At 56.9% G+C, this 24794-nt stretch carries 19 protein-coding genes and 1 tRNA gene; 6 read left to right on the forward strand and 14 right to left on the reverse strand.

What is annotated here, in order from left to right; genetic code table 11:
• Positions 1-7: 7 nt before the first annotated feature.
• From fabF to AACZ17_RS04650, 6 genes are all read right to left on the reverse strand, one after another.
• A complete protein-coding gene (gene fabF, locus AACZ17_RS04625) occupies positions 8-1249 on the reverse strand; it encodes a beta-ketoacyl-ACP synthase II (RefSeq protein WP_290746654.1) in 1242 nt (413 codons plus the stop codon).
• A 101-nt stretch (positions 1250-1350) separates the two neighbouring features.
• Positions 1351-1587: an acyl carrier protein gene (gene acpP, locus AACZ17_RS04630; protein WP_027951009.1), complete on the reverse strand. Its 237-nt coding sequence runs from the start codon at positions 1585-1587 to the stop codon at positions 1351-1353.
• 144 nt (positions 1588-1731) lie between these two features.
• Complete coding sequence (gene fabG / locus AACZ17_RS04635) at positions 1732-2475, reverse strand: 3-oxoacyl-ACP reductase FabG (protein ID WP_290746651.1); 744 nt, start codon at positions 2473-2475, stop codon at positions 1732-1734.
• A 36-nt stretch (positions 2476-2511) separates the two neighbouring features.
• Positions 2512-3459: an ACP S-malonyltransferase gene (gene fabD / locus AACZ17_RS04640; RefSeq protein WP_290746648.1), complete on the reverse strand. Its 948-nt coding sequence runs from the start codon at positions 3457-3459 to the stop codon at positions 2512-2514.
• Between the two features lie 185 nt (positions 3460-3644).
• Entirely contained in the window at positions 3645-3827 is a 183-nt protein-coding gene (gene rpmF, locus AACZ17_RS04645) for a 50S ribosomal protein L32 (protein ID WP_290746645.1), read from the reverse strand.
• Positions 3828-3830: 3 nt separating this feature from the next.
• The gene (locus tag AACZ17_RS04650; protein ID WP_290746643.1) at positions 3831-4367 is read right to left on the reverse strand and encodes a YceD family protein; all 537 of its coding nucleotides are present in this window, start codon (positions 4365-4367) and stop codon (positions 3831-3833) included.
• Between the two features lie 98 nt (positions 4368-4465).
• On the opposite strand from AACZ17_RS04650, the gene AACZ17_RS04655 reads away from it, so the two are divergent.
• Entirely contained in the window at positions 4466-5044 is a 579-nt protein-coding gene (locus AACZ17_RS04655) for a nucleoside triphosphate pyrophosphatase (protein ID WP_290746640.1), read from the forward strand.
• Here AACZ17_RS04655 and AACZ17_RS04660 read toward each other — a convergent pair.
• Both AACZ17_RS04660 and rluC read right to left on the reverse strand, forming a co-directional pair.
• Complete coding sequence (locus AACZ17_RS04660; protein ID WP_290746636.1) at positions 5026-5685, reverse strand: HAD-IA family hydrolase; 660 nt, start codon at positions 5683-5685, stop codon at positions 5026-5028. The genes AACZ17_RS04655 and AACZ17_RS04660 overlap by 19 nt on opposite strands.
• Positions 5686-5691: 6 nt before the next feature.
• Positions 5692-6648 carry a 23S rRNA pseudouridine(955/2504/2580) synthase RluC gene (gene rluC, locus AACZ17_RS04665; protein ID WP_290746633.1) on the reverse strand — a complete coding sequence of 319 codons (957 nt, stop codon included), beginning with the start codon at positions 6646-6648 and terminating at the stop codon, positions 5692-5694.
• Between the two features lie 585 nt (positions 6649-7233).
• Between rluC and rne the strand changes: the two genes are divergently transcribed.
• Positions 7234-10110 carry a ribonuclease E gene (gene rne / locus AACZ17_RS04670; protein ID WP_290746630.1) on the forward strand — a complete coding sequence of 959 codons (2877 nt, stop codon included), beginning with the start codon at positions 7234-7236 and terminating at the stop codon, positions 10108-10110.
• A gap of 98 nt (positions 10111-10208) precedes the next feature.
• Positions 10209-10298 (forward strand) — tRNA-Ser (locus AACZ17_RS04675).
• 387 nt (positions 10299-10685) lie between these two features.
• Here the strand turns inward: AACZ17_RS04675 and AACZ17_RS04680 are convergent.
• The gene (locus AACZ17_RS04680; RefSeq protein WP_339637820.1) at positions 10686-11357 is read right to left on the reverse strand and encodes an SOS response-associated peptidase; all 672 of its coding nucleotides are present in this window, start codon (positions 11355-11357) and stop codon (positions 10686-10688) included.
• 194 nt (positions 11358-11551) lie between these two features.
• On the opposite strand from AACZ17_RS04680, the gene AACZ17_RS04685 reads away from it, so the two are divergent.
• From AACZ17_RS04685 to AACZ17_RS04695, 3 genes are all read left to right on the forward strand, one after another.
• On the forward strand, positions 11552-13942 hold the full coding sequence (locus AACZ17_RS04685) for a DEAD/DEAH box helicase family protein (RefSeq protein ID WP_290743332.1): 2391 nt from the start codon (positions 11552-11554) through the stop codon (positions 13940-13942).
• A gap of 110 nt (positions 13943-14052) precedes the next feature.
• Positions 14053-15549 carry a class I SAM-dependent DNA methyltransferase gene (locus AACZ17_RS04690; protein WP_290743344.1) on the forward strand — a complete coding sequence of 499 codons (1497 nt, stop codon included), beginning with the start codon at positions 14053-14055 and terminating at the stop codon, positions 15547-15549.
• Complete coding sequence (locus tag AACZ17_RS04695; RefSeq protein ID WP_290743377.1) at positions 15546-17333, forward strand: restriction endonuclease subunit S; 1788 nt, start codon at positions 15546-15548, stop codon at positions 17331-17333. The genes AACZ17_RS04690 and AACZ17_RS04695 overlap by 4 nt, the downstream gene beginning before the upstream one ends.
• 85 nt (positions 17334-17418) lie before the next feature.
• Here the strand turns inward: AACZ17_RS04695 and AACZ17_RS04700 are convergent, their stop codons facing one another.
• The 5 genes from AACZ17_RS04700 to AACZ17_RS04720 all read right to left on the reverse strand — a co-directional run bounded on the left by AACZ17_RS04700 (position 17419) and on the right by AACZ17_RS04720 (position 24758).
• Positions 17419-18006 (reverse strand): HEPN domain-containing protein, encoded by a 588-nt coding sequence (locus AACZ17_RS04700; RefSeq protein ID WP_290743390.1) that lies wholly within the window; start codon positions 18004-18006, stop codon positions 17419-17421.
• A gap of 298 nt (positions 18007-18304) precedes the next feature.
• The gene (locus tag AACZ17_RS04705; RefSeq protein ID WP_290743417.1) at positions 18305-19066 is read right to left on the reverse strand and encodes a class I SAM-dependent methyltransferase; all 762 of its coding nucleotides are present in this window, start codon (positions 19064-19066) and stop codon (positions 18305-18307) included.
• 186 nt (positions 19067-19252) lie between these two features.
• Positions 19253-19885: a hypothetical protein gene (locus tag AACZ17_RS04710; protein ID WP_290743421.1), complete on the reverse strand. Its 633-nt coding sequence runs from the start codon at positions 19883-19885 to the stop codon at positions 19253-19255.
• 324 nt (positions 19886-20209) lie between these two features.
• On the reverse strand, positions 20210-23326 hold the full coding sequence (locus AACZ17_RS04715) for an SIR2 family protein (protein ID WP_290743427.1): 3117 nt from the start codon (positions 23324-23326) through the stop codon (positions 20210-20212).
• A gap of 265 nt (positions 23327-23591) precedes the next feature.
• Positions 23592-24758, reverse strand: a complete 1167-nt coding sequence (locus tag AACZ17_RS04720; protein WP_290743432.1) for an IS1182 family transposase — start codon at positions 24756-24758, stop codon at positions 23592-23594.
• Positions 24759-24794 lie beyond the last annotated feature (36 nt).

The following is a 24794-nucleotide window of genomic DNA, read 5'->3' on the forward strand; positions in this document are numbered from 1 at the left end:
GCCGGCATCAGCCGAGCTGACTGAACAGCAGGGACCCGTTGGTGCCGCCGAAGCCAAAGGAGTTGGAGAGTGCGTGCCGGATACGGCGCTCCTGTGCAGTGTGCGGCACGTAATTGAGAACGCAACCCTCGTCCGGATTGTCGAGGTTGATGGTCGGAGGCGCCACCTGATCGCGCAGGGCCAGTATGGAGAATATGGCCTCCACGGCCCCCGCCGCACCCAGCAGGTGACCGATCATGGATTTCGTGGAACTGACCGCGACGGCCTCTGACGCGGCCCCCAGCACTGTCTGGATAGCGCGGCTTTCAGCAAGATCACCGGCACTGGTCGATGTGCCGTGCGCGTTGATGTAGTCGATCTGGTCGACGGGTACTGCGGCATCGGCAATGGCATTGCGCATTGCGGCGGCCGCGCCGCGACCATCCTCCGGCGGCAGTGTCATGTGATACGCGTCGCCGCTCATGCCAAAGCCGGTGATTTCCGCGTAGATATTGGCACCACGCGCTTTCGCCGACTCATATTCTTCAATCATCAACACCCCTGCCCCGTCACCCAGCACAAAGCCGTCGCGATCGCGATCCCAGGGACGCGAAGCCGCTGCCGGATCGTCATTGCGCGTGGACAGCGCCCGGGCGGCGGCAAAGCCCCCGAGGCCGACAGGTGTGGTGGCCATCTCGGCGCCGCCCACCAGCATGGCATCGGCATCGCCCAGGGCAATCAGGCGGGCACCGAGGCCGATGTTGTGCGTGCCCGAGGTGCAGGCCGTCACCACGGCCAGGTTCGGCCCCTGTAGATTGTAGCGTACCGAGAGGTTGCCCGAGATCATGTTGATGATAGAGCCGGGAACAAAAAAGGGCGAAATCTTGCGTGGTCCGGAGCGCGCCACGATTTCCGTGTTTTTCTCGATCTGGCCAATGCCGCCGATGCCGGACCCTATGGCACAGCCGATGCGGTGGGCGTTGGCGTCCGTCACCTCGAGCCCGGAATCCAGCATTGCCTGTATCCCGGCGGCCATCCCGAACTGCACAAAGATGTCCATTTTACGGGCGTCTTTGTCGCTGAAATACGGCGTGCTATCGAAGCCCCTAACACTGGCACTGAACCGCGTGCTGTAGGCCTCGACATCAAACGCGACAATCGGTGCGACACCGCTCTTGCCGGCAATGATATTTTTCCAGGTTTCCTGCACATCGAGACCCAGCGGGCTCACCATGCCAAGACCTGTGACAACAACGCGTCTGCCAATCACCGAACGCACTCCCCGGTTGAATCAGGTGCTGGAAGCATAAATAAGAAAAGCCGCTCTATCAAAACATAGAAACGGCTCTTCCGGTTACTGCGGGGGAAATCTCAGGCGAGATTTTCCTTGATGTAGTCGATCGCCAGCTTCACCGTGGTGATCTTCTCGGCTTCTTCGTCGGGAATCTCGGTTTCAAACTCTTCTTCCAGAGCCATCACCAGTTCCACCGTGTCCAGTGAATCCGCGCCCAGGTCCTCGACAAAAGACGCTTCCGTCTGAACTTCCTCTTCCTTGACGCCAAGCTGCTCTGCGACGATCTTTTTTACGCGTTCTTCAATGCTGCTCATTTTATGTATAACTCCTGACAAAAAAAGTCTGAATGAAACCTGGTCACCCGGCCCAAGCGCGCATTTTACTCTGTTTTGCGCCGGAGTAATAAATTTTTTTTGGGCGCCGACCGCCAGCATCCGGCAACGCAGCGCCGCACCTCCTTACGCCATGTTCATGCCACCGTTGATATGGATAGTCTCGCCGGTGATATAACCCGCGTGCTCCCCGCACAGAAAAGCCACCAGGGCACCGATTTCCCGTGCCTCGCCGAGACGTGCGAGGGGAATCTGGCCGAGCATCGCCTCGCGCTGTTCGTCACTCAGTGCACGCGTCATATCGGTATCAATAAAGCCCGGAGCGACACAGTTGACCGTCACGGCGCGGGAGCCCAGTTCACGCGCCAGCGCCCGCGAAAAACCCTCCACACCCGCCTTGCTCGCCGCGTAATTGCTCTGTCCGGCATTACCCATTGCGCCCACTACCGACGTGATATTCACGATCCGCCCCCAGCGGGCCTTGGTCATGCCGCGCAGGCAGGCCTTGCTGACCCGGTAGACCGCGCTCAGGTTGGTGTCGATGACGGCCTGCCATTCCTCTGCCTTCATGCGCATCAGAATATTGTCGCGCGTGATACCCGCATTGTTGACCAATACCAGCGGCGCGCCGAATTGCGCGCTGATGCCCTTGACCACATCCTCGACAGCAGCCTGGTCAGCCACATCCAGTGTCATGCCACAGCCTTCGAAACCGCCCTCCCGAAGATACTCACCGATGGCAGCGGCCCCGGCTTCCGTGGTCGCGGTGCCCACAACGACATGCCCGTCGGCTGCAAGCTGTTCCGCAATGGCGCGGCCAATGCCGCGGCTGGCACCTGTCACCAGGGCAACCTTCTTTTCCTCACTCATCCCCGTTCCCTCTCTTTATACCTGTTCCAGATCTGCTCAGGCCAGCGCGGCAAGCGTTTCGGCAAGCCCGGCCGGCTCTTCCAGTGAATGGCTCTGCAACGCGCCGTCGATGCGCTTGTTGAGCCCGCTCAGCACTTTACCGGGCCCACACTCCACCACCTGATTGACGCCCTGCGCCGCCATGTAGGCAACGCAGGCCGTCCATTGAACAGGACTGTAGATCTGTTCCACCAACAGGCTGCGAATGCGCTCGGGGTCGGACTCGGGCCGCGCATGAACATTGTGCACAACGGGTATGGCGGGCGCCTGAATTGCAATAGAGGCCAACACCTCGGCGAGGCGCTCGCCGGCCGGACGCATCAGCGACGTATGGAAAGGTGCGGAGACCGGCAGCGGCATCGCGCGCTTCGCCCCCGCGGCTTTCAGCGCCGCGGACGCCTGCTCGACCGCCGCGGCGTGGCCGGCAATCACCACTTGACCAGGCGAGTTGAAATTGACCGCAGCCACCTCGCCATCGCCCGCGGCGCTCACCTCGCCACAAATACGGTTGATACTGTCATCGTCCAGACCGATGATCGCCGCCATGCCGCCCTCGCCTACCGGGACCGCCGTCTGCATGAACTCACCGCGCCGGCGTACCAGGCGCACGGCATCGTCAAAGGCGAGCGAGCCGGCACAGACCAGTGCAGAAAATTCGCCGAGACTGTGTCCGGCGAGCAAGGCGGGCTCCGCGCCGCCCGCTGCGCGCCAGGCGCGCCACAGGGCGACACTGGCGGTCAGCAGGATGGGCTGGGTGGTAGCCGTGAGATTCAGTGCCTCCTGTGGCCCCTCCTGCACCAGCCCCCACACGTCCATGCCGAGCGCCGCGGAGGCTTCATCAAAGGTCTCGCGCACCGCCGGGAAGGCAGCGTGGGCCCCGGCAAGCATGCCGACTTTCTGTGACCCCTGGCCGGGAAAGACAAATGCGCAGTGACTCAGCGTCATATCAATAGCACCCTCTATGGTTTACACAGTTACCCGGCAACAGTGGCACGGGTTACCGCCAGTGTAGAACAGCCAGCGCGCGCCAGCCTGAAAATGCAAAACGGGAGCCTGGGCTCCCGTTTTGATTTCAATACCATGACCGACACGTAGACTGTGAACAGCCTGCAGTGCCAGCCGGAACGGACTTACTCGTCGTTGCCGGTATTGACCACTTTCTTGCCACGGTAGAAGCCATCTGCCGTCACATGGTGACGGCGGTGGGTTTCACCGGAGGTCTGGTCGACGCTCAGGGTCGGGCCGGAAAGTGAGTCGTGTGAACGACGCATGCCGCGGCGTGAACGTGATTTCTTGTCCTGTTGAACAGCCATGTCTTACTCCTGATGGGTATCGCCGGGCTTTAACTGCGCCAGCACGTCAAACGGGTTGGGCCTGTCGACGGGCTCGTCTGCTACGCGCTCCGCGGCGAGGTCCGCCAAAACTGTGTTGCATTCCGCCTGCTCGTGATAGCTGAAAGGCGGCATTGCCAGAATCAGCTCATCCTCGACCAGTTCCCGCAGCGAAACCTCCTCCTCACCCGCTATCAATGGGTCGAGGCTCGCCGGCAAATGACGGGCCTGCTCATCCGTCCAGACCACCGCTAGGGTGCTCTCCGAATGTAGCGCAGCCGACATGGGCCGCAGGCACCGCTGGCAGGTAACCGTGACCGCACTGTCAGTCACCACCCGCACAACGTACCTGCCCTCCTCATCCCTGGACAGCGCCAACTCCGCCTCAACAACACCCTCGTCTGCGGCCAGCAGATCCCGAAAACGGGGCAATTCCAGCGGTTTGAGCGTGCCCCTGATGGTCGCGCCACGCGTAGCGGCCTTGCGGACGTCCAGCGACGCGGGAAGGGGGTCGGTCAACATAGGCGCGCATCATAGGGGCGGTTTACCCCTTTGTCAAAAAATATCTTTAGAATACAACCAGTTCACAGCCTTCACTGTCGCTTGCGGAAAACCTGATCATGGACCTGATACTCGCCTCGACCTCGCCTTACCGCAAAGCCTTGCTGGCGCGCCTGCAGCACCCCTTCCGCTGCCTGCCGCCCGACACCGATGAGACGCCCCTGGCTGGCGAGACCGGTGCACAGCTGGCCTTGCGTCTGGCACTGGCCAAGGCGCGTTCAGTCGCCCGGGCCCACCCCGACGCCCTGGTGATCGGTAGCGACCAGGTGGCGGAGCTGGATGGCCGGCTGATCGGCAAACCCGGCAGCCTGGAGAACGCCCGGCTGCAGCTGACGGCAAGTTCCGGGCGCACCGTGCGTTTCCTTACCGGACTGGCGGTCTGCCACGCCGCAGGCGAGCTGGAGCTGACCCATGTGGAGCCATTCAACGTGCATTTTCGCCCGCTGACGCAGGCGGCAATCACTGCCTACCTCGAGCGGGAACCGGCGCTGGACTGCGCCGGCAGCTTCAAATGCGAGGGCCTGGGCATCGCCCTGTTCGAGCGCATGGCAGGCGACGACCCCAGCAGCCTTGAGGGCCTGCCGCTCATCGCCCTGACCCGCCTGCTTGGCGAGGCGGGTTACCCGATACTGGCCTGAGACAACACATGGGGCAGCTCCCGCAACGCGGCCAGCCGGTCAATCAGTGCCAGCGGGCGGTGGCGCAGAAGCTGTTCGCGCGAATGCACGCCGAAGGTCACGCCCACCGAGGGCATGCCGAGGCGCCGCGCCATCTCCAGATCGTATTCTGAGTCGCCCACCATCAGGGCGGAGTGCGCCGCTTTGCCGCGCTCCAGCAGGATTTCTTCCAACATCAACGGATGCGGCTTGGAGCGTGTCTCATCGGCACAGCGTGTGCTGTGGAAGTAGCCCTCCAGACCCAGACCCTGCAGGACACGATCCAGCCCCCGTCGACTCTTGCCCGTCGCAACGGCCACTTCAAACCCGGAAGCGCGCAGCCAGTCCAGTGTCTCCAGGGCGCCCTCGTGCAGAGTCGCCGGCCCGGGGTCCAGCGCACGGTAACAGCGGGCATAGGCGGCCTGCATAGCCTCCTGCTGTGCTGCCGAACTGCCCGGGAACAGCAGGGGCATCGCGGTCACCAGACTGAGGCCGATGATGTGCCTGACGGCATCGGCCTCCGGCACCGGCAGGTCGCAGGCCTGCGCCGCCGCCTGCATGGCCTGCACAATCTGCTCCACGGAGTCGCAAAGCGTCCCATCCCAGTCAAATATAACTACCATATTCAATTATTTACGCGCATTTTCTAATATGGTCTCTAGATCTTTGTCGAGCGGTGCCTCAAGACGTAATTGCCCCGCGCCCGGCAAGGTAAAGGTCAGTGAGCGAGCGTGCAGGAACAAGCGACCCACCCCCAGCGAGCGCGCCAGCTCGGCGCAGGCATCGTCCATATACTTGTCATCGCCGAGAATCGGATGGCCGGCGAAGCGGGCGTGCACGCGAATCTGGTGCGTGCGACCGGTATAGGGCCTGGCCTCCACCAGCGTGGCCCGATGAAACTGCTCCAGCACCTGAAACCCGGTCACCGATGCCTTGCCCTCCTTGGCGACCCGAACCATACGCTCACCCGATTGCACGACATTTTTCTGCAGGGGGGCTTCCACCATGCGCCGCTCACGCGGCCAGCGCCCCGCCACCAGCGCAACATAGCGCTTGTCTACGCCGTCGCCTCGCAGCTGCCGGTGCAACTCCCGCAATACCGCAGGCTTGCGCGCCACCAGGATAAGGCCCGAGGTATCCCGATCCAGCCGATGCACCAGTTCCAGATAGCGATCCTGGGGCCGCAGCTGCCGCAGGCACTCGATCAAACCGAAGTTGAGGCCACTGCCGCCGTGCACGGCGAGCCCCGAGGGTTTATTGATCACCAGCAGTCCCGCGTCCTCGAAGACGATGCGCGACTGGATTTCACCGGCCCAGTAGCCCGGCACCACCACCGGCGCACCGGGCTCGGGCTGGTGCAGCGGGGGCACCCGCAGCACATCACCCGCCACCAGGCGGTATTCGGCTTTCACACGCCCTTTATTGATGCGGAACTCGCCTTTGCGCAAGCCCCGATAAATGCGTGTTTTCGGCACCCCCTTCAGCTCGCGCAGCAGGTAATTATCGAGTCGCTGCCCTGCGCTGTCCGCATCAATTTCGACGAAACGGACTGCATTGGGTACAGGGGTGGCTTGTGTTTTGACCATGGGTTCGGGAAATCACCAAATAATTGAAGCACTTAGCAAATGCAGGTATACTCCGGGCCGTGTAGCCAGGCTCGAGGGGTCTTACCCCCGACGCACAACGCAACCACTCCGGTGACAGCAGGGTCTGCCGACGTAACCGCAGCGCCCCACAGGAGACATCATACCCGCACTTGCGTGTGCAGGCACACAACGGATGTCGACGCGCCCGCCACCCACAGGGCATAGCCCGGGACTGAGGCTGAGCCGCGCCGATACAGTATGAACCGCGCAGTGAGACTGCCGGGACTCCGAATCAGTGAAAGCTTTGGGCAGTACGGCCGTATTCGTCAGGTGATGCGGCCCCGACCGGGTAACGACCTGCACGCGCAGGCTCTACCGGCAGTACTACCCGGCGACAGGCAGACAACGGCCTCTCGCCCTGTACAGTTCACCTGAGCGTACTGAGTAGTACCTCACCACTGCGTGATCGGCCCAGCCGCTACGTCAGTGCCAGGACCGTTACTCGGCTATGTCCGGCCTCATGGCCGGCTGTATGGCTGATTCCCGCCCCGCCAGACCTGCGCGCACCAGGTAGAATGGCACATCATGAAAAAAATGCTTATCAATGCAACACAGCCCGAAGAGCTGCGCGTTGCGCTCGTTGACGGACAGCGACTGTACGATCTGGATATCGAAAACCGCACCCGTCTGCAAAAGAAATCAAACATCTACAAGGGCAAGATTACCCGGGTTGAACCCAGCCTGGAGGCCGCTTTCGTTGAATTCGGCGCGGAGCGTCACGGCTTTCTACCCCTCAAGGAAATCGCCCGTGAGTACTTTTACAAGGATCCCGGCAACAGCGAGGGACGCCTGAAGATCAAGGAGGTCGTAAAAGAAGGCACGGAAATCATTGTCCAGGTCGACAAGGAGGAGCGCGGCAACAAGGGCGCGGCCCTCACCACCTTCATCAGTCTGGCCGGTCGCTACATGGTGCTGATGCCCAACAACCCCAAGGCGGGCGGTATCTCGCGCCGCATTGAAGGGGACGACCGCAGCGAACTGCGCGAAGCCCTGAGCGGGCTGGAAATCCCCAACGGTATGGGGGTTATCATCCGCACGGCCGGTGTGGGACGCACCACCGAAGAGCTGCAATGGGACCTGAACTATCTGCTGCAGCTCTGGGAATCCATCACCGTTGCCAACAAGGAAGTGAAGGCGCCCGCGCTGCTGTTCCAGGAGAGCAACGTGATCATCCGCGCTGTGCGCGACTACCTGCGCGACGACATCGACCAGGTGTTGATCGACTCGGACGATGCCTATGCCGAAGCCTATGAATTCGTCAGCATGGTCATGCCGAAATACAAGAACCGTATTCGTCGCTACGAAGACACCATCCCCCTCTTCAACCGTTTCCAGATCGAAAGCCAGATCGAGACGGCCTTCCAGCGCGAGGTCCGCTTGCCCTCCGGGGGCTCCATTGTCATTGACCCCACGGAAGCACTGGTTTCCATCGACATCAACTCCGCCCGCGCCACCAAGGGCACCGACATTGAAGACACCGCCCTGCAGACCAACCTTGAAGCGGCCGATGAAATCGCGCGCCAGCTGCGGCTGCGGGACATGGGTGGCCTGGTGGTCATCGACTTCATCGACATGCTGGCCGCACGCAACCAGCGCGCTGTCGAAAACCGCATGCGCGATGCGCTGGAGCTGGACCGCGCACGCGTCCAGGTGGGGCGCATCTCGCGGTTTGGCCTGCTGGAGATGTCGCGCCAGCGGCTGCGTCCGTCTCTGGGGGAAACCAGCGCCATTGTCTGCCCGCGCTGCACAGGTCAGGGCACTATCCGCGACACCAAGTCTCTCGCGCTATCCATCCTGCGCCTGATGGAAGAAGAAGCCATCAAGGACCGCAGTGCCGAGGTGCGCGCCATCGTCCCCGTGGATGTGGCGGCATACCTGCTCAACGAGAAACGCTCAGCCCTCTCCGATATCGAAATTGTCAGCCGCACGCGACTGCTGGTGATTCCCAATCCGAATCTTGAAACACCGCACTTTGAAGTGCAGCGCCTGCGCGACGACGAAGTCAGCGAAGACCGCACCGTGAGTTACTCCATCGATATCGCGGTGCCGGATACCGACCTTATCAGCGATTCTCACTCCGCCAACATTCCTCAGCAGGAGGCCGCAGTGCAACGTGTTGCGCCGCAGATGCCTGCGCCACAACCGGCGCCCGAGCGGGAGGAAACCACCGCCGAAGCACCTGCACCGAAGCGTAAGCGCGGCGGCAAGGGAGCTACCACCAAGGCTGCTGAACCCGCCGCGCCCGCGGTGAAGCCCGGCCTTGTGACGCGACTGATGGGCATGCTGTTCGGCGAGCCGGCGAAGGCGGAAGAGCCGGCGCCCAAGCCAAAGGCGCGAAAAGCCGTCGCTGCGGAGCCAGACAGCGAGAAAAGCGAGAACAGTAGTGAGCGCAGTGGACGCAAACGCAGCCGCGGTGGTCGCCGCCGCAATGGCAACAATGCACGCAACGCCGACCAGGCTCGCAACGATCGGGATGAGGCGGCTGATGCATCCGCACAGCCCACCAGGGGCGAGAAAGCGGAGTCACGCAACCGGTCACAGGACGACTCCTCAGAAGAGCGCCAATCCAGCGGCAACTCGCGTTCGCGGCGGCGCGGTGGCAAAGGGCGTCGTCGCCCAGATGCCGAGCGCACTGTGGTGCCGGTAGAGGACCAGTCGGATGTCGATGCAGATGCTTCCGATGACGATAGCCTGGAAGCCTATGCCAGACGCCAGCAGGAAGCCCGGCAAGACGACTCCAGTGAAGAAGGCAGCAAGCCACGCAAACGCCCCTCGGACATGAAGCGTAGCGAACCTCGCCGTCGCCGCCGCAGCCGTCCGCAGACGGATGCCGACACCGGTGACACAGCGCAGGCCGACACTGCACAGACAGCTGTGGACAACAGCGAAGCACCCGCAGACGCGCCGGCCAGCGAGCCGGTCAGCGCCGCAGAAGTGCTCGACAGCACGCCATTGGCGGCGCAGGTGGAGAGCAGCACCAAAACCGACGCTGCCAGCAGCATAAATGGCGAGCACAGCGCCGCGATGACAGCCGAGGCGCAACCCGATACGGCAGCGCCCACGCCCGCGGAGCCGGACGAGGCGGCCAAAACGCCTGAGCTCGCAGAGGCACCGGCGGCGGAACCTGCTCCGGCCCCCGCTGCACCGGCTCCCGAAGCCGCTGCGTCGGAAGCCCCTGTGGCGCGGCCGGCTGGTCTCACCGCAGACGGACGCGCTGCCAACGACCCTCGCGTGGCACCGCGACAGGTGCAGGAGGTGGCGATTACCACCGCGCACCTGACGCTGTTCCGCGAAGAGCAGTTCCCACCTGTGGCTGCCAGCGGCCAGGTGGCGCCGCGCGCCAGCAATGACCCACGGGGGCCTCGCCCTGGCGCCGCCGCAAGCGGTGTATCCGAGGGCTAGACGCACTGCTTTTGCTGCGCACCGGCCCGCCAGGGCTTGTGCGCGTTGGCAGGGACTGTATAATCGCGCTCTCTCGCTGAAGGCGGGAAAACAAACACGGTGGGCTGGCTGAGTGGTCGAAAGCGGCGGTCTTGAAAACCGTTGAGGGTTTATCCCCTCCCGGGGTTCGAATCCCTGGCCCACCGCCACTATCCCTTATAAATCAATGAGTTACAGGCGGTAATGCTCAGTTACCGCCAATATTCCCGCCATAAAATAAACGCTTAAAAAGTGACCAACAACTGCCCAGACCTACCTCGATGGCACACTTGGAGGCGACTCATTGATCCACACAGCAATGAGCAGCCGGTATCCCTGCCCGCGGATATCTCCGGCACCACTAGCGCAATAAATTCAATGACTTAGATAGTATTTAAGATCTATCCCTACATTAATCCCCATAAAGCGAAAATGGTACATCAGCACTCCCAGTAATCGCGTCCCGCCCTCACACCAAGCTCAGCTTATGCAATCGATAGACGTAGATCAGCGCGTCAGCTGGGCCGTGGCGGCCACTGAGAGGCTCATTGTAGCCATCACCTACCCTCAAGCCACACCACTTTCCCGACCGGCTCCAGCAATGCCGCATCCTTGTTCCGGGAATTGCCAATACCCGACGCCAGCGGGTGCAGGGCCAACGGGAATTTTAGTTCCGCACGAAATAGCGGATCAGCGGGAAGTATCTCCTCGGCATTGTCGAGCCAGCGGACGCACTCCTCCCGCGACAGCATCACTGGCATTCGCGAATGCCAGGGCTGGAACTCTGGGGCAGCTTCTGTGGTGACCAGGGTGCAAGACAGCAAGGGGGCCGGCTGACCTCGCCAGACATCCCACAGTGCCGCCACGGCCAGGGTGCTGTCTTTGTTGGTGATCAACCACGGCTGCTTGTGGCCTTGATCTGTACGCCACTCAATAAAGCTACTCATGGGGACGATGCCGCGCTGACTCTTGAAAGGACCGCGGAATGCCGGGCTTTGGGCCAGCGACTCGGCGCGGGCATTGAACATGCTGTATTTCGTGCTGACCTCTCTTGCCCATGAGGGGGTGAGCCACCAGCGGGCCAATTCCCCCTGCCCGTCGTGAAGCAGCAGCACATCTTCGGTGGGCGCGACGTTGTAGCGGGGCGGTGGTAAGCGTACATCGATGCCCAGAGAATCCAGCAGGTTCTGGAGGCCGGGCATCTCGGTAACGTTGAAACGGCCACACATCGAGCCTGTCTCCGGCAGGACTATGTCCCTGAGTGTAGCCAATCTGATTCCGAGCCGGTGATTTTCCTGCAAGTCGTGGAGCGTACCTGGATCACGATCACCACACGGCATGTTTTGGACCCATTCGTCGTGGGTGTTATAGTCCAGCCAACAACGAAAAGCCCCGATGAATGGACGAGCAGGCTGTCTCAGGCATGGATAAGAAGCAATTCAGCGAGAGGGACATCTGCACCAAGTTCATCACACCCTCGCTGATCCAGGCGGGCTGGAACCTCCAAACCCAGATCCGCGAAGAGGTCACCTTCACCGCCGGTCGCGTCATCGTCCGCGGCCGCCTGCACTCCAGGGGCAAGCAGCGGCGTGCCGACTATGTGCTGAGCTACCAGCAGAACCAGCCCATCGCGGTAATCGAGGCCAAGGACAATAGCCACAGTCTCGGCGATGGCATGCAGCAGGCTCTGGCCTACAGCGATGCCCTGGATGTGCCCTTCGTCTTCAGCAGCAATGGCGACGGTTTCCTCTTCCACGACCGCACCGGCATGGGGCCTGCCACCGAAACCACCCTTAGCCTGGACGAGTTCCCCTCCCCGGTGTATCTGTGGGAGCGTTACTGCCAATACAAAGGCGTCGCCGGCCCGGCACGCGCGGTGGTGGAGCAGCCCTACTACGACGACGGCAGTGGCCGGGCGCCGCGCTACTACCAGGCGGTGGCCATCAACCGCACCGTGGAGGCCGTGGCCCGCGGGCAGGACCGTATCCTGTTGGTGATGGCTACCGGCACCGGCAAGACCTACACTGCCTTCCAGATCATCTGGCGGTTGTGGAAGTCGCGGCAGAAGCGGCGCATCCTGTTTCTGGTCGATCGTAATATCCTGGTGGACCAGACCAAGAACAACGACTTCAAACCCTTTGGTCAGGCAATGACCAAGATCAGCAGGCGCCAGATCGACACCTCCTACGAGGTCTACCTGTCCCTCTATCAGGCGGTGACCGGCAGCGAGGAAGAGCAGAACATCTACAAGCAGTTCTCCCCGGATTTCTTCGACCTGGTGGTGATCGACGAGTGCCACCGGGGCAGTGCCGCCGAGGATTCCGCCTGGCGCGAGATTCTGGACTACTTCTCCGCCGCCACCCACATCGGCCTGACCGCCACCCCCAAGGAAACCCGCGAGGTTTCCAGCATTCACTACTTTGGCGAGCCGGTGTACAGCTACAGCTTGAAACAGGGCATCGACGATGGCTTCCTGGCCCCCTACAAGGTGGTGCGTATCGACTTCGACAAGGACCTGCAAGGCTGGCGCCCATCGAAGGGCATGCGCGACAAGTTCGGCGAACTGATTGAGGACCGGGTCTACAACCTGAAGGACATGGACCGCCAGCTGGTGATCGAGGCGCGCACTGAGGCGGTGGCGCAGAAAATCACCGACTATCTGGAGGCCACCGACCCTTTCCAGAAGACCATCGTGTTCTGCGACGACATCAACCACGCCGAGCGCATGCGCTCCGCCCTGGTCAACCTGAACCCTCAGCGGGTAAAGGAGAACCGCAAGTACGTGATGCGCATTACGGGTGATGAGCAAGAAGGCAAGGCGGAGCTGGACAACTTCATCAACCCGGAGTCGCGCTACCCGGTGATTGCCACCACCAGCAAGCTGATGAGCACCGGGGTGGATGCCCAGACTTGCAAGCTGATTGTGCTGGACCAGCACATCCAATCGATGACCGAATTCAAGCAGATTATTGGCCGCGGCACCCGCATCAACGAGGACTACGGCAAATTCTGGTTCACCATCATGGATTTCAAGAAGGCCACCGAGCTGTTCGCCGACCCGGCCTTCGACGGCGATCCGGTGCAGATCTACTGCCCTCACGGCGACGAATCACCGGTGCCGCCGGATGAGCCGGGTACTGAAGGAGAGCCTGGTGATACCACAGGAGAGCCCGGCGCGGGCTTGCCCGAGCCCCCGGAACCACCGGGTGAGGGACCGGGACCGGGGGGACGTACCCGCTATGTGGTCAACAATGTGCCGATCCGGATTATCGCTGAACGAGTGCAGTACTACGGCCCCGACGGCAAGCTGATCACCGAGACCCTGCGCGACTACACCCGCCAGTGCGTGCTCAGGCAGTTCGCCTCCCTGGACGATTTTCTGCGCCGCTGGAGCAGTGCCGAGCAGAAGCAGGCAATTATCGAGGAGTTGGCCAGCCAGGGCGTGCTGTGGGAGCCACTGGCCGACGAGGTGGAGAAGAAGCTCAAGAAGCCCCTCGATCCCTTCGACCTGATCTGCCACGTTGCCTTTGACCAGCCGCCGCTGTCGCGCCGCGAGAGAGCCGAGCAGGTGAGAAAGTGCAACTACTTTGCCCGCTACGAAGGCGTGGCCCGCCAGGTACTGGAAGCCCTGCTGGACAAGTATGCCGACACCGGTATTGAGTCCATTGAAGACATCAAAATCTTGCAGCTCGACCCCTTCAGCCAGCTCGGCGCACCGATGGAGCTGGTCCAGGCCTTTGGCGACAAAGCCCATTACCAGCAGGCCGTGCACGACCTGGAAGCGGCGCTCTACGCAAGCGCCAACGAAGGGTGAGCGGACAAACCAGCAACACACGGCACCCTGCCTGTCCTCGGTCCATGGACCGGGGTCAGGCTGGAACTTTGCATTCAAGCACCCACTGAAATCTGGAACTGGAATCCCGCATGTCAATCAGCACCACCATCAAATCCATTCAGGACATCATGCGCAAGGACGTTGGCGTGGATGGCGACGCCCAGCGCATCGGCCAGCTGGTCTGGATGCTGTTTCTCAAGATTTTCGATGACCGGGAGCTGGAGTGGGAGCTGCTGGACGACGACTACCGCTCGCCGATTCCCGAGCGGCTGCGCTGGCGCAGCTGGGCGGCGGATCCGGAGGGTATGACCGGCGACGAGCTAAAGGCCTTTATCGATAACGACCTATTCCCGGGCCTGCAGAACCTGGAAAAGCACAGCCAGACGCCGACCGCCTTCGTGGTGCGCAACGTGTTCGAGGACGCTTACAACTACATGAAGTCCGGCCAGCTGCTGCGCCAGGTCATCAACAAGCTCCAGGAGGGGGTGGACTTCAACAAGGCCCAGGAGCGCCACGAATTCGGCGGCATGTACGAGCAGCTGCTGAAGGACCTGCAGAGCGCCGGGAACGCCGGTGAGTTCTACACCCCGCGGGCGGTCACCGAGTTCATGGTGGATCGGGTGGATCCGAAGCTGGCGGAGAAGGTGATGGACCCCGCCTGCGGCACCGGCGGCTTTCTCACCTGCACTATCGAGCACAAGCGCAAGCTCTATGTGAAAACCCCCGAGGACGAGCGCATCCTCCAGGCCAGCATCCATGGGGTAGAAAAGAAGCCCCTGCCGCACCTGCTGGCCACCACCAACATGATCCTCCACGGCATCGAGGTGCCGGACCAGATCAAGCACGACAACACCCTGGCCCGCCCGCTGATCAGCTGGGGCCCGAAGGAGCGGGTAGACGTTATTGTGGCCAACCCGCCCTTCGGTGGCATGGAAGAAGACGGCATTGAAACCAACTTCCCCAGCGCCTTCCGCACCCGGGAAACCGCGGACCTGTTCATGACCCTGTTCATTCACCTGCTGCGGGACGGTGGCCGCGCCGCCGTAGTGCTGCCAGACGGCTTCCTGTTCGGCGAAGGCATGAAAACCCGCCTCAAGGAAAAGCTGCTGGAAGAGTGCAACCTGCATACCATCGTGCGCCTGCCCAACGGCGTGTTTAACCCCTACACGGGCATCAAGACCAACCTGCTGTTCTTCACCAAGGGCAAGCCCACGGAAACTGTGTGGTACTACGAGCACCCCTATCCGGAAGGCTACAAAAGCTACAGCAAAACCAGGCCCATGAAGTTCGTCGAGTTCCAGACCGAAATCGACTGGTGGGGCACCGAGACGGACGGCTTCGCCAGCCGCGAGGAAACCGAGCAGGCCTGGAAGGTATCCATCAACGACATCAAGGCCCGCAACTACAACCTGGACATCAAGAACCCCCATCAGGGCGAACGGGTCAGCCACGACCCGGATGAACTGCTGGCCAGGTACGAGCAGCAACAGGCCGAAATCCAGGAAATCCGCCACCAGCTGCGGGATATCCTGGCCGATGCGCTTTCTCACAACCGCGATGAAAACAGCGAGGGAGATGCGGCGTGAGTGCGCGGGAGCTGATTACCGAGCATCTGGAATTGTGGACCGGGGCAGTCACAAAGAAATCCAGCAGTGGCCGAGTGAGTAACGGCAAGGTTGAGCTGACCGGGATCAAGAAGCTGCGTGAGTTGATCCTTCAGCTTGCCGTGATGGGACGCCTGGTAAAACAGGATGCGGAGGATGAGCCTGCATCCAGCATACTGGAAAGCATTGATGACGAAATCGCAAATCTAGTTAAGCAAGGATGCATAAGATTCCCAAAACGAGTCCCATCGGTTGATGACTCAGACAAAGCATTTGAGATACCAGAATCCTGGCAATGGGTAAGGCTCGGGAATCTTGCGCTCCACTCTGAAGCCGGCTGGAGCCCGAAGTGTCATGATACTCCCCGAGAAAACGAGAACTGGGGGGTGTTGAAGGTCAGTGCAGTTACGTGGGGACAATTTCAGCCCAGTGAGAACAAAGAGCTGCCGGACAATTTAACTCCCAGACCTGAATATCAGGTTCAACCCTCTGATTTTCTAATTTCAAGAGCAAATACAGCTGAACTGGTCGCGCGTTCCGTCGTTGTGCCCGAGGGAGCGCCAAGAAGGCTGATGATGAGCGACAAGATAATTCGGTTTGTGTTTAGCCAGCATGTTGATCCATTGTATGTGAATCTTTTCAACAACAGCTCATATGCTAGGGCTTACTATTTGTCGGTAGCAGGTGGAACCAGCAGCTCCATGAAAAATGTTTCTCGAGCGCAGATTCAAGCACTGGCGATGCCATTGCCTCCGAAAACAGAACAACACCGCATCGTCCAAAAAGTCGATGAACTCATGGCCCTCTGCGACCGGCTGGAACAGCATACCAGCGACCAGCTCGAAGCCCACGAAACCCTTGTGGACACCCTGCTCGGTACACTCACCCAATCCGAAAAAGCCACCGAACTGGCCGACAACTGGGCCCGCCTCGCCGCCCACTTCGACACCCTATTCACAACCGAACAGAGCATCGACAAGCTCAAGCAAACCATCCTGCAACTGGCAGTGATGGGGCGGCTGGTGGAGCAAAACTTTAGTTCCGCGGATTCGTCACCACTACTTCAGAAAATAGAAAGCAAGCGAGCACAACTAGTTCAGCAAGGTAAACTGAAAGGCAGTAGTAGGCAATGCATATCGGAAAAGATAGATGCCCCCTTCAACTTGCCCGCAAATTGGTCTTGGGTTCGGGTTTCAGACTTGTTGCCAGACTTTCAAAATGGCGCTTCCAGCAGAGGGGATAAATCTGGCTCTGAGGTAATAGTTCTCAGGCTCGCGGACATCACGAATCTCCAGATTACACTGAACGACCCTAGGCGCTTGCTTATAAGCAATAGTTCGATAAGCAAATACGCTGTCAGGGAAGGCCACATACTGATTATTCGTGTCAATGGTAGCGCAGACTTAGTTGGCCGCTTCATACCAGTCGAGGAGCCTTTCGATGGTATTTTCTGTGACCACTTTATCCGCATGCGAACAGACTCAGAAATTATCGACCCGCGATTTTTCGCCCTAGCTGGCTCGACAAATTTGGTTAGGTCACGTATCGAGGATTTGTTTGTCAGCACTGCGGGACAAAAAACCGTCAACCAGAAACATATCGGCTCATTGCTAGCCCCATTACCACCGATAGAGGAACAACACCGCATTGTCCAAAAAGTCCATGAACTCATGGCACTCTGCGACCAACTCAAGGAACGCTTGAGCCAGGCCACGGAAACCCGCAACCAACTGGCTGCAGCCGTCGTGGAAGGAGCACAGAACTAATGGTGTATAGCAGGCCGTGGATGCGATCCACCCCTGTTATCTGAGGACTGTAATCGGCAAAAAGCGGACGTTTGCTGACGACAGGCTAAGCCGCGCCGCTTTTTGACGCCGGCGTTAGAGAGATGCTTGAGTTTTCTTGAACGTATACGTCAGTTGCCTTTGCGAGTTCTTTAATGAAATAGATATGTTTTCGCATTTCATCCCGCGTAACAGCATGCGGCATTGGCTGATTTGGAAGGGGGCGCTGAGATCTGTGCGCAATATCTCCACGCTTCTTCGCTAGACGATTCAGCTCTTTCCTTGCCATCGCAGGAGTACAGTTGTTCCAGGACCACCCTTCGGTTACGTCATAACCGAGATACTTCACGAACATTGGCCGTACACGGTCAGTGCTGGGTGTATGGAACGTCGTTAGATCATTGTCGAGTGATGTTTGGAAGAAATCCGACAACCTTTCGCCTGCGGTCTGTTGGTGGCATAGAACAGCCACGGACTCAGAAAGAAGATCCTCAAAGTAGGCCTCCAACGCGGCCAGTGCCATGACCAAGCTTGCCCGCTTCAGAACTTCAATTTCCTGCGGCGGAGGACTTTTGTTCAGGGAGTCAAAGTGGGTCAGCAGATCATTCGCATCTTGAATTGTATGCTCAAATGTTTGTAAGGCTTTGGACGCCATACTCAAAACCTTAACGCCGCGCATAGCGGTGGCGACGGAACTGCGATCCGGAATTCCATGACTCCCCCAATCGATAGCCTCAACAGTAGGTCTCTCAATGCTTTGCCTCGATGTAAGGGCCGGAGAACAAGGCCGGTATGAGCACCGGCACGTCGTAATCCATGATTAAGATAGTGCCTCAGATTGGCGACGCCTACAATCTCATTATCTTGACAAGCCAACGTGTGGTTGTTGGACCACCACCTTCAGTAGCATCTTCTCGCTAGCCGGGACCCAATTGGTAGACGATATTTTGTGATCATGACTCTGCGACAACAATTCTATAGCCAAGGTCGAGTTGCTCTAACCCGGTTAGTTCAGAATATCGCTCGTACCATGAACCATCAGCAAGGTCGGATGCCAAGCGCCCCATCGCCGACTTCACCAACCGCTGATCCAGCAGCGCGAGTCCGGAGATCGCGTTACGAACCCGCTCGTCCAAATATGCATGTGGACGCCGCCAGTAAGCAGCAAAGAATCCGTCCGTGCAGCCGAAAGGGACAGGCATAGGAGTGGAGACCGCATTCCTAAGGCAATGTTGAACCGTTGATATAGTCGCTAGCCCCTGCTCCCGATTTTCTGCCTCGGGTAGGTAGTCACGAACCAGCCAAAACTCGGATGCGAACACGCTCGGATCCCAGGTAACGACGACCTGCTTCGCAGCCACGCGACTAAGTTCGGCCAATCCAGCTTCAGGGTCGTCCCAGTGATGGACGGTAAGTACTGCCAACGCTGCATCAAAGCATCGATCTGCGAAGGGAAGTCTTTCCGCTCGCCCCCGTACAACTGGAGCAGACCCCGGCGGGCGCTGCGCAATCATCAGCTCAGATGGCTCCAAGGCGACGACCATCCGGTCCATTGGCTCGTAAGATCCAGACCCAGCTCCGACATTCAGAAGAAAGCTGTCGCCGGCCAGCGCACTATGAATCTGCATAAGCCAACCCGGGTCAGCGCGCCGTCTTTCGGCATACCCTTCCCCGATCCGTTCATAAACAGGTATCGCTTCTCGCTCTATCGCCATGCAACCAGTTTATCCTCGCTGCGGAAGATCGTCTAACACCTACTCTGCCAGCAAGGGTACAGTGGCTATCCGATTACCTGGGTGCCAGTTCCGGCCAGAAGCGGACGTTTGTTAGCGACCCAATCAGCCGCGTGTGTTAGCGCGTCCAGCCGGGAACGCGATGCAGCCTTTGTTTGTTAGGTATTTTTACGCCGTTCTTTGCCTTATGAATAGGTTTACTCCCTCGAGCATTAGACGTATGCGCGATCTATCTTCAACTTCCGACCACTCCCCGTGTGCGGCGTGATTTCGTATGCCAGACCACGCTGTGATGTCTTTTACATCTTGCTTAGTAATAAGCTCCTGCTCTCGCAATGTTTTGCAATAGGCGTCTAAGCCAGGCTTTTTACCTCCGAGACTTAAACTTTCTTCTTCGATCCAAGTTCTTAAGAACTCTTCGAGCGTGGCACCAATGAGAACCGCAGGCGCTGCGGGATGCACCTTGGCGTTTTCGAGTAATGAATTTGCTTGTTCTAGCAGGTCTGAGACGACATCTAGTTCAGCTTGTCTCTTCGGACTAATTCCACCAACAAGCCCACTTTCCATATGTGCTATGAACGAGCTCAAGACCTCGCTTACTACGTTCTTTTGATAAGCAGTGCCGCTGTTACTCACACTAGAAATTTGCTTCAGAAAAGTATTATTGGAACCACCAGCTTTAGATAGAAAATCAAAGATTCGAGCCTTAAGACCTTTTAGTTTTGCACCGTCTGAATCACCAAGTTTGTCCACTTCCGATTTCAAGGTTTTACAGTGAATGATAACTTGTTCGAATTCCATATGTATCTCCGATGTGATGCCTAGCAGCAAATAGCCAGACTAGGTCGGAAAACGCCATTCCGGCTAATCCGAGAATCGAAGCCGACAGCAAAACCATTTATAGCCAGCAATCGCCGTGTTAGCGATTATCGCCCGCAATTCAACCTAGATAACCGAACGATCCATGCAATCACGATTCATCCTTTGTCCCCATTAGCCAGGAGCGGACATTACACTAGCAAGAAATCGATATCCTCGATCAGTTCACCGAACGAATACGTTCGCCGTCCATGCGCCGATTCCTACGTGTAAACACATTAGTATTGTCTCGTTTCCCTATTAAGTTCACACTAGCTCCAAGTTGACACAGACTAACCCTGAATAACTATAGCCGACTTCGAATGTAGCTTGCTCACCCATTTCGAGTAATTCCCAAACATCGTCTACTACATTATTCTCATGTAGGAACACGTTGAGCGGCAACTCAGCGATTCTAAAAAGTGCGTACGTTGCAGCCTTTCTTACCAAGCTTCCTCTAATACGTTTAGGATTTTCATACTCACCGAAAATATCACGAACCTTAATTCGCATTTCATGAGAAACTCTCGCCCTTCTAAGAGAAGAAAAAGCTGAAATAGACTTTTCAAGCAACTTCGTGTCGGTGGATTCAAGAGCAAAACGTGCGAACCAGAATTGAGCTTGATAGTTCTGATCGCCTGGAGCAAATGCTCTCTGGTAATAGTATGCCTTCCTATCTGAGCTACCAGAAACGGTCTTACGGAGTAATTCGCCGTAAGCAAAATTCAATCTCTTATCTCCTCTCCTTTGATCTAGAGAGGTTTTCAATACAAGTTCCGCTTGTTGATAATCCTTGTTATCGAGATGAATTCGAGACAGCCGTATTGCGATAAACGGATCACGTGAATCCTTACTGAACGCCGCCTGCAACGCTCTCGTCGCCCTTGGCTCGTCACGCAACATTGCCGCAAATCTTGCTTCAAGTGACAGAAGGTAATCCTCGGTGGGAAAGCGCTTCTGACTTTCACTCACTACCTTCTCTATATCTCGTATTGCTTCATCAATTGTTTTTTCAGGCAAATCTGAATCAGTTAATATGTCACTGAGATTGTCCAAAGCTATTTCTATCAGCCCGGAATCTATGTGTGGCGTATGACCCCCACTGCTAGCAAGGCTATTGAGTATACCCCTGGCCTCTCTCCTGAATTGTTCACGAACAGCAATTTCCTCCGCTAATTCGGCTCTCTTTCGCCATACAAGAGCTTGTGAATGTAGTATAGACTGATCATGGGGTGCAGCATGTGCTGCTTCTTTTAACAGTGACACGGCTTCGCTAAGGTTTCCACTATCACGTATCCGCTCGAAGTTTGCCATCTGCTGGAGTAGATAGGAATCACGCCCTATTTCTTCGAGAGCTTTTTCATATATTCTTCTCACATCTTGATAGTCAGAGAATATATCGACTAAATTTCGCGCCTTTATCAGCTGCCGATACGACCGCCTGTCTGATTCAAAGGATATATTTAAAGCCTCGATCAACCGTACATACTCATGATAGCGATCAATGTCAGTGTCAAAGCAGCGCTGAAAAACTATCTCCGCGATCTCCGAGTGCCGAGCCATATAGTGAACATCTGTATCAGTCGACCCGTATGTCAAAACCACTTTCTGTAAAGGCCGAAAGAAGTCCTTCTGAAACTTTTCAAATGTGATTCCAAAAACTCTTGATATAAGCCCAGCGCGCACAGGAATTCTAAGCCGGTTGAGCACGCAAACAGTTCTGTACAGCAACTTGGCTTGATCCGGTTGTAACGCGTCATATTCGTTTTGAATGATATCTTCAAAGCTAGCGCCCATCGTAACTTCGTGTAGAGCTACCAGTAACTGACGGCCGTAACTCTGCTCGAACTTCCCTAATCTCTCCTGATGAGTCAGAGGCTCCAGTGCTGGCCCTAAACAATTGTGCCTGTCAAGAAGACCAACCAACTCTTCGATCTCCATAGGGCCAAGATATGGGAGCAGGTAATTTCTTGTGAGATATGAATCTAGTACTTCCTCGCACTTGCCATTCCATTCTGTATAGCGCTCACAAGTTATGATCGTGAGAAGTATCTCGGATTTTCTTGCTGCTCGGAGGATCTTTGCCATAGGAACAACGTTTGCGGCTGTATTATCCCAGAAAAGAAAAATCCTCTCCTTGGTTAATTGATAAATAAACTCCAACTTTTCAAAGGTAATATTTGCGAGTGGACGTGCATACAAGCACAGCAACCCGGCTTCCAAGGCTGAGTCGTGACATAGGCGCCTTAACAATACAGATTTTCCAGAGCCAGCCTCTCCTTTTACCACGTAAAACTCTACGCCTGACTCTCTTTCTGATTCCGCTACCCGAATCACCTCTGAGTATATTTTCTTGCCCAATGTTCGTCTGACATCAAGGCAGTTTGTAACAGGAAACCATTCCTGCCCTGCACCGCTATAAAACGCTCGTACGTCTCCCTCCTGATTAATATTAGACCCTGCCACATAATCCACATCATTTGAAAGAAAGGATATTAACTCGGCGTTCGGCTCAACATTACGAGTGAACTTCGATTGTATTGGATGTGATCTCGGAGGTAATGCCAGGGATAGCCGTCTTTCCTTGGTACTCACAGACGATTCTATAGCATTTATAAAATCTTCCAGCCCACAATCGAGCACCGTAATTCTCCGTGATTGCCAAAGCTCGATTTCTGGCTGGCGTGCTCCCGGCTTTATCAGATAATAGCGTGGCCTTCCTTCTTTCACCTCCTTATCTATAAGGGAAATAACATGTCGGATGTTGGGGTCCTTTAGACTATGGCCAACAAACACCATCGTGTTTTCATACGCGACTTGATAAAGAAACTTGAAAAGACGGTCTCGATTGGCCAAACAATCATTGTACTGATCAATAGTCAATATTAACGGAATGGCCATATCCCGACGACGTGTAACACACCCGTGCAATTTAACCAATGGGACAAATTCGTCGGTGCGACTTGCTTCATCAAGTGGGTCATTGTTTGAGACAATTGACCTGCATTTCTGTAAGCTATCGGTCGCCAATCTGTAGGAGTCTTCAATGAGGAGATCGTAGTTAGTTGAGAATAGTGCCCTCCATTTGAACTGAGCAATTTTTTTGTGGAACTCACCCGGCTCTACGCCATCAAACTTTTCCGCAATGAAGTCCTGTAGCTTGAATAAACCACATTTATTTATTGCGAGTTCAGATACAAACTGTAAGGTCTCTTCTCTATACTCACCTCCCAAGAACTGCTCGCAAATTTCAAGCTTCAGGTCATCGCCAAGTATAAGTCCTTTGCCGTCTGGGAACTTTGCACCGTATAAAGCACCCGAACCGAAAAGTAACGCGACCTTGCCGTGTTTTATCTCATCAATAAGGTAGGGATCTAAATCCATAATAACTCTCGGCGTCCTTTTTTAACTGGAGTTTCACTACGGAGCTCGAAGATTCTCTAATCATGCCGTCCACCAGCAAAGAACAGCGCGATTAACACCCCGGGGTTCCCTCAGAGCTGGCCCCACCTGCCAGGCACGACCCGCTACGTGGGGTCCGCTTTGGGTCCAGCCTGTGTGAAAACTCGCCGAAACGTTGGTTCACTACCAATTCCAAATCCTGGCCAGCCGGCCTAATTATTTTCTCAAAAATATAGGGGTCAGGTTTTCAGGCCTGGATCGCCTGCACCAATCGCCGCGTACCGAAAATACTCAACATGCGCTTCATATTGTAGGCCAATACATGCAAGCTCATCTCCGTACTCACTCTTGGGAGCGTTTTAGTCAAAAAATGCGTCGCACCCATCCATGCTTTTAGCGTTCCAAATGGGTGCTCGACAGTTTGTCGCCGAATTCTTGCCGCTTCAGGCAAATTATCCAATCGATCTTGCATTCGATCCATCACAGCCTCATGCTCCCACCGTCGAATTCGTCGATAATCGGACGTCGTACATTTTTCGCGGATTGGGCAAGCCGGGCATTCAGATGTCCAATAGAGCCGGACGTTCAAACCCTTATCCTGAGAACTGAATCTATATTTTGCTATTTTGCCCGCTGGACACTCGTATTCATCTTCTTCGGCGTTATAGACGAAGTCCCGTTTATCGAAACGACCCGCCGCTTTACTATTTGAAGTTAATACCTTTGGAACTAGCGCGGTAATATTTTCCTGCTCGCACTTAAGTACTTCTACGCCGCTGTAATAACCACGATCTGCAAAGACAGTGACATCGTCCTTGGCTATTGCCTGCTTCCCTTGTTTAGCCATATTCCCCAGCTGAGATCGGTCGTGACCCAGGTTTGTCACTTCATGGGCTACGATGATGTGGTGCTTCGCATCCACTGCTGCCTGCACGTTGTACCCTACAATTCCAGTGCCTTTTCCACTGGTTGCCATAGAGCGGGCGTCCGGGTCAGTCAGGGAAACCTGGTGATCGGGCGACTGTTCAATAACCTCGTTTAAGGAATCCAGCCGCTTCAACAGCCCTTTTGCGGCCGCCAGGCGCTCCTTTAAATGTTCAATTCGCGCCTGAGGTAATGAGTCAGGCTGCCGGTCGGCCCGATCAAGTTCGTCAAGATAGCGGACAACACGCTCTTCAGTCTGGGCAATGCGCGCCTTAAGCTTTCCAGGCGTGTAGTTTCGATCTCGACTATTGAGTGCCTTGAACTTACTGCCATCTATAACCAGAGTGGAGTGCTCAAACAGTTCAAACTGACGGCAAAGGACAACAAACTGGGCGCAGGTTTTGCGAATTGCTCCGCCATTATCTTTTCTGAAATCGGCGATCGTTTTGAAATCTGGACTTAGACGACCCGTTAGGGATGCTCTGAACAACCCATGACTTCAGTCGTACAAAGCTCAAAGTGGTAA

The organism is uncultured Haliea sp. (genome assembly GCF_963973825.1).
Classification (GTDB): Bacteria; Pseudomonadota; Gammaproteobacteria; order Pseudomonadales; family Halieaceae; genus Haliea.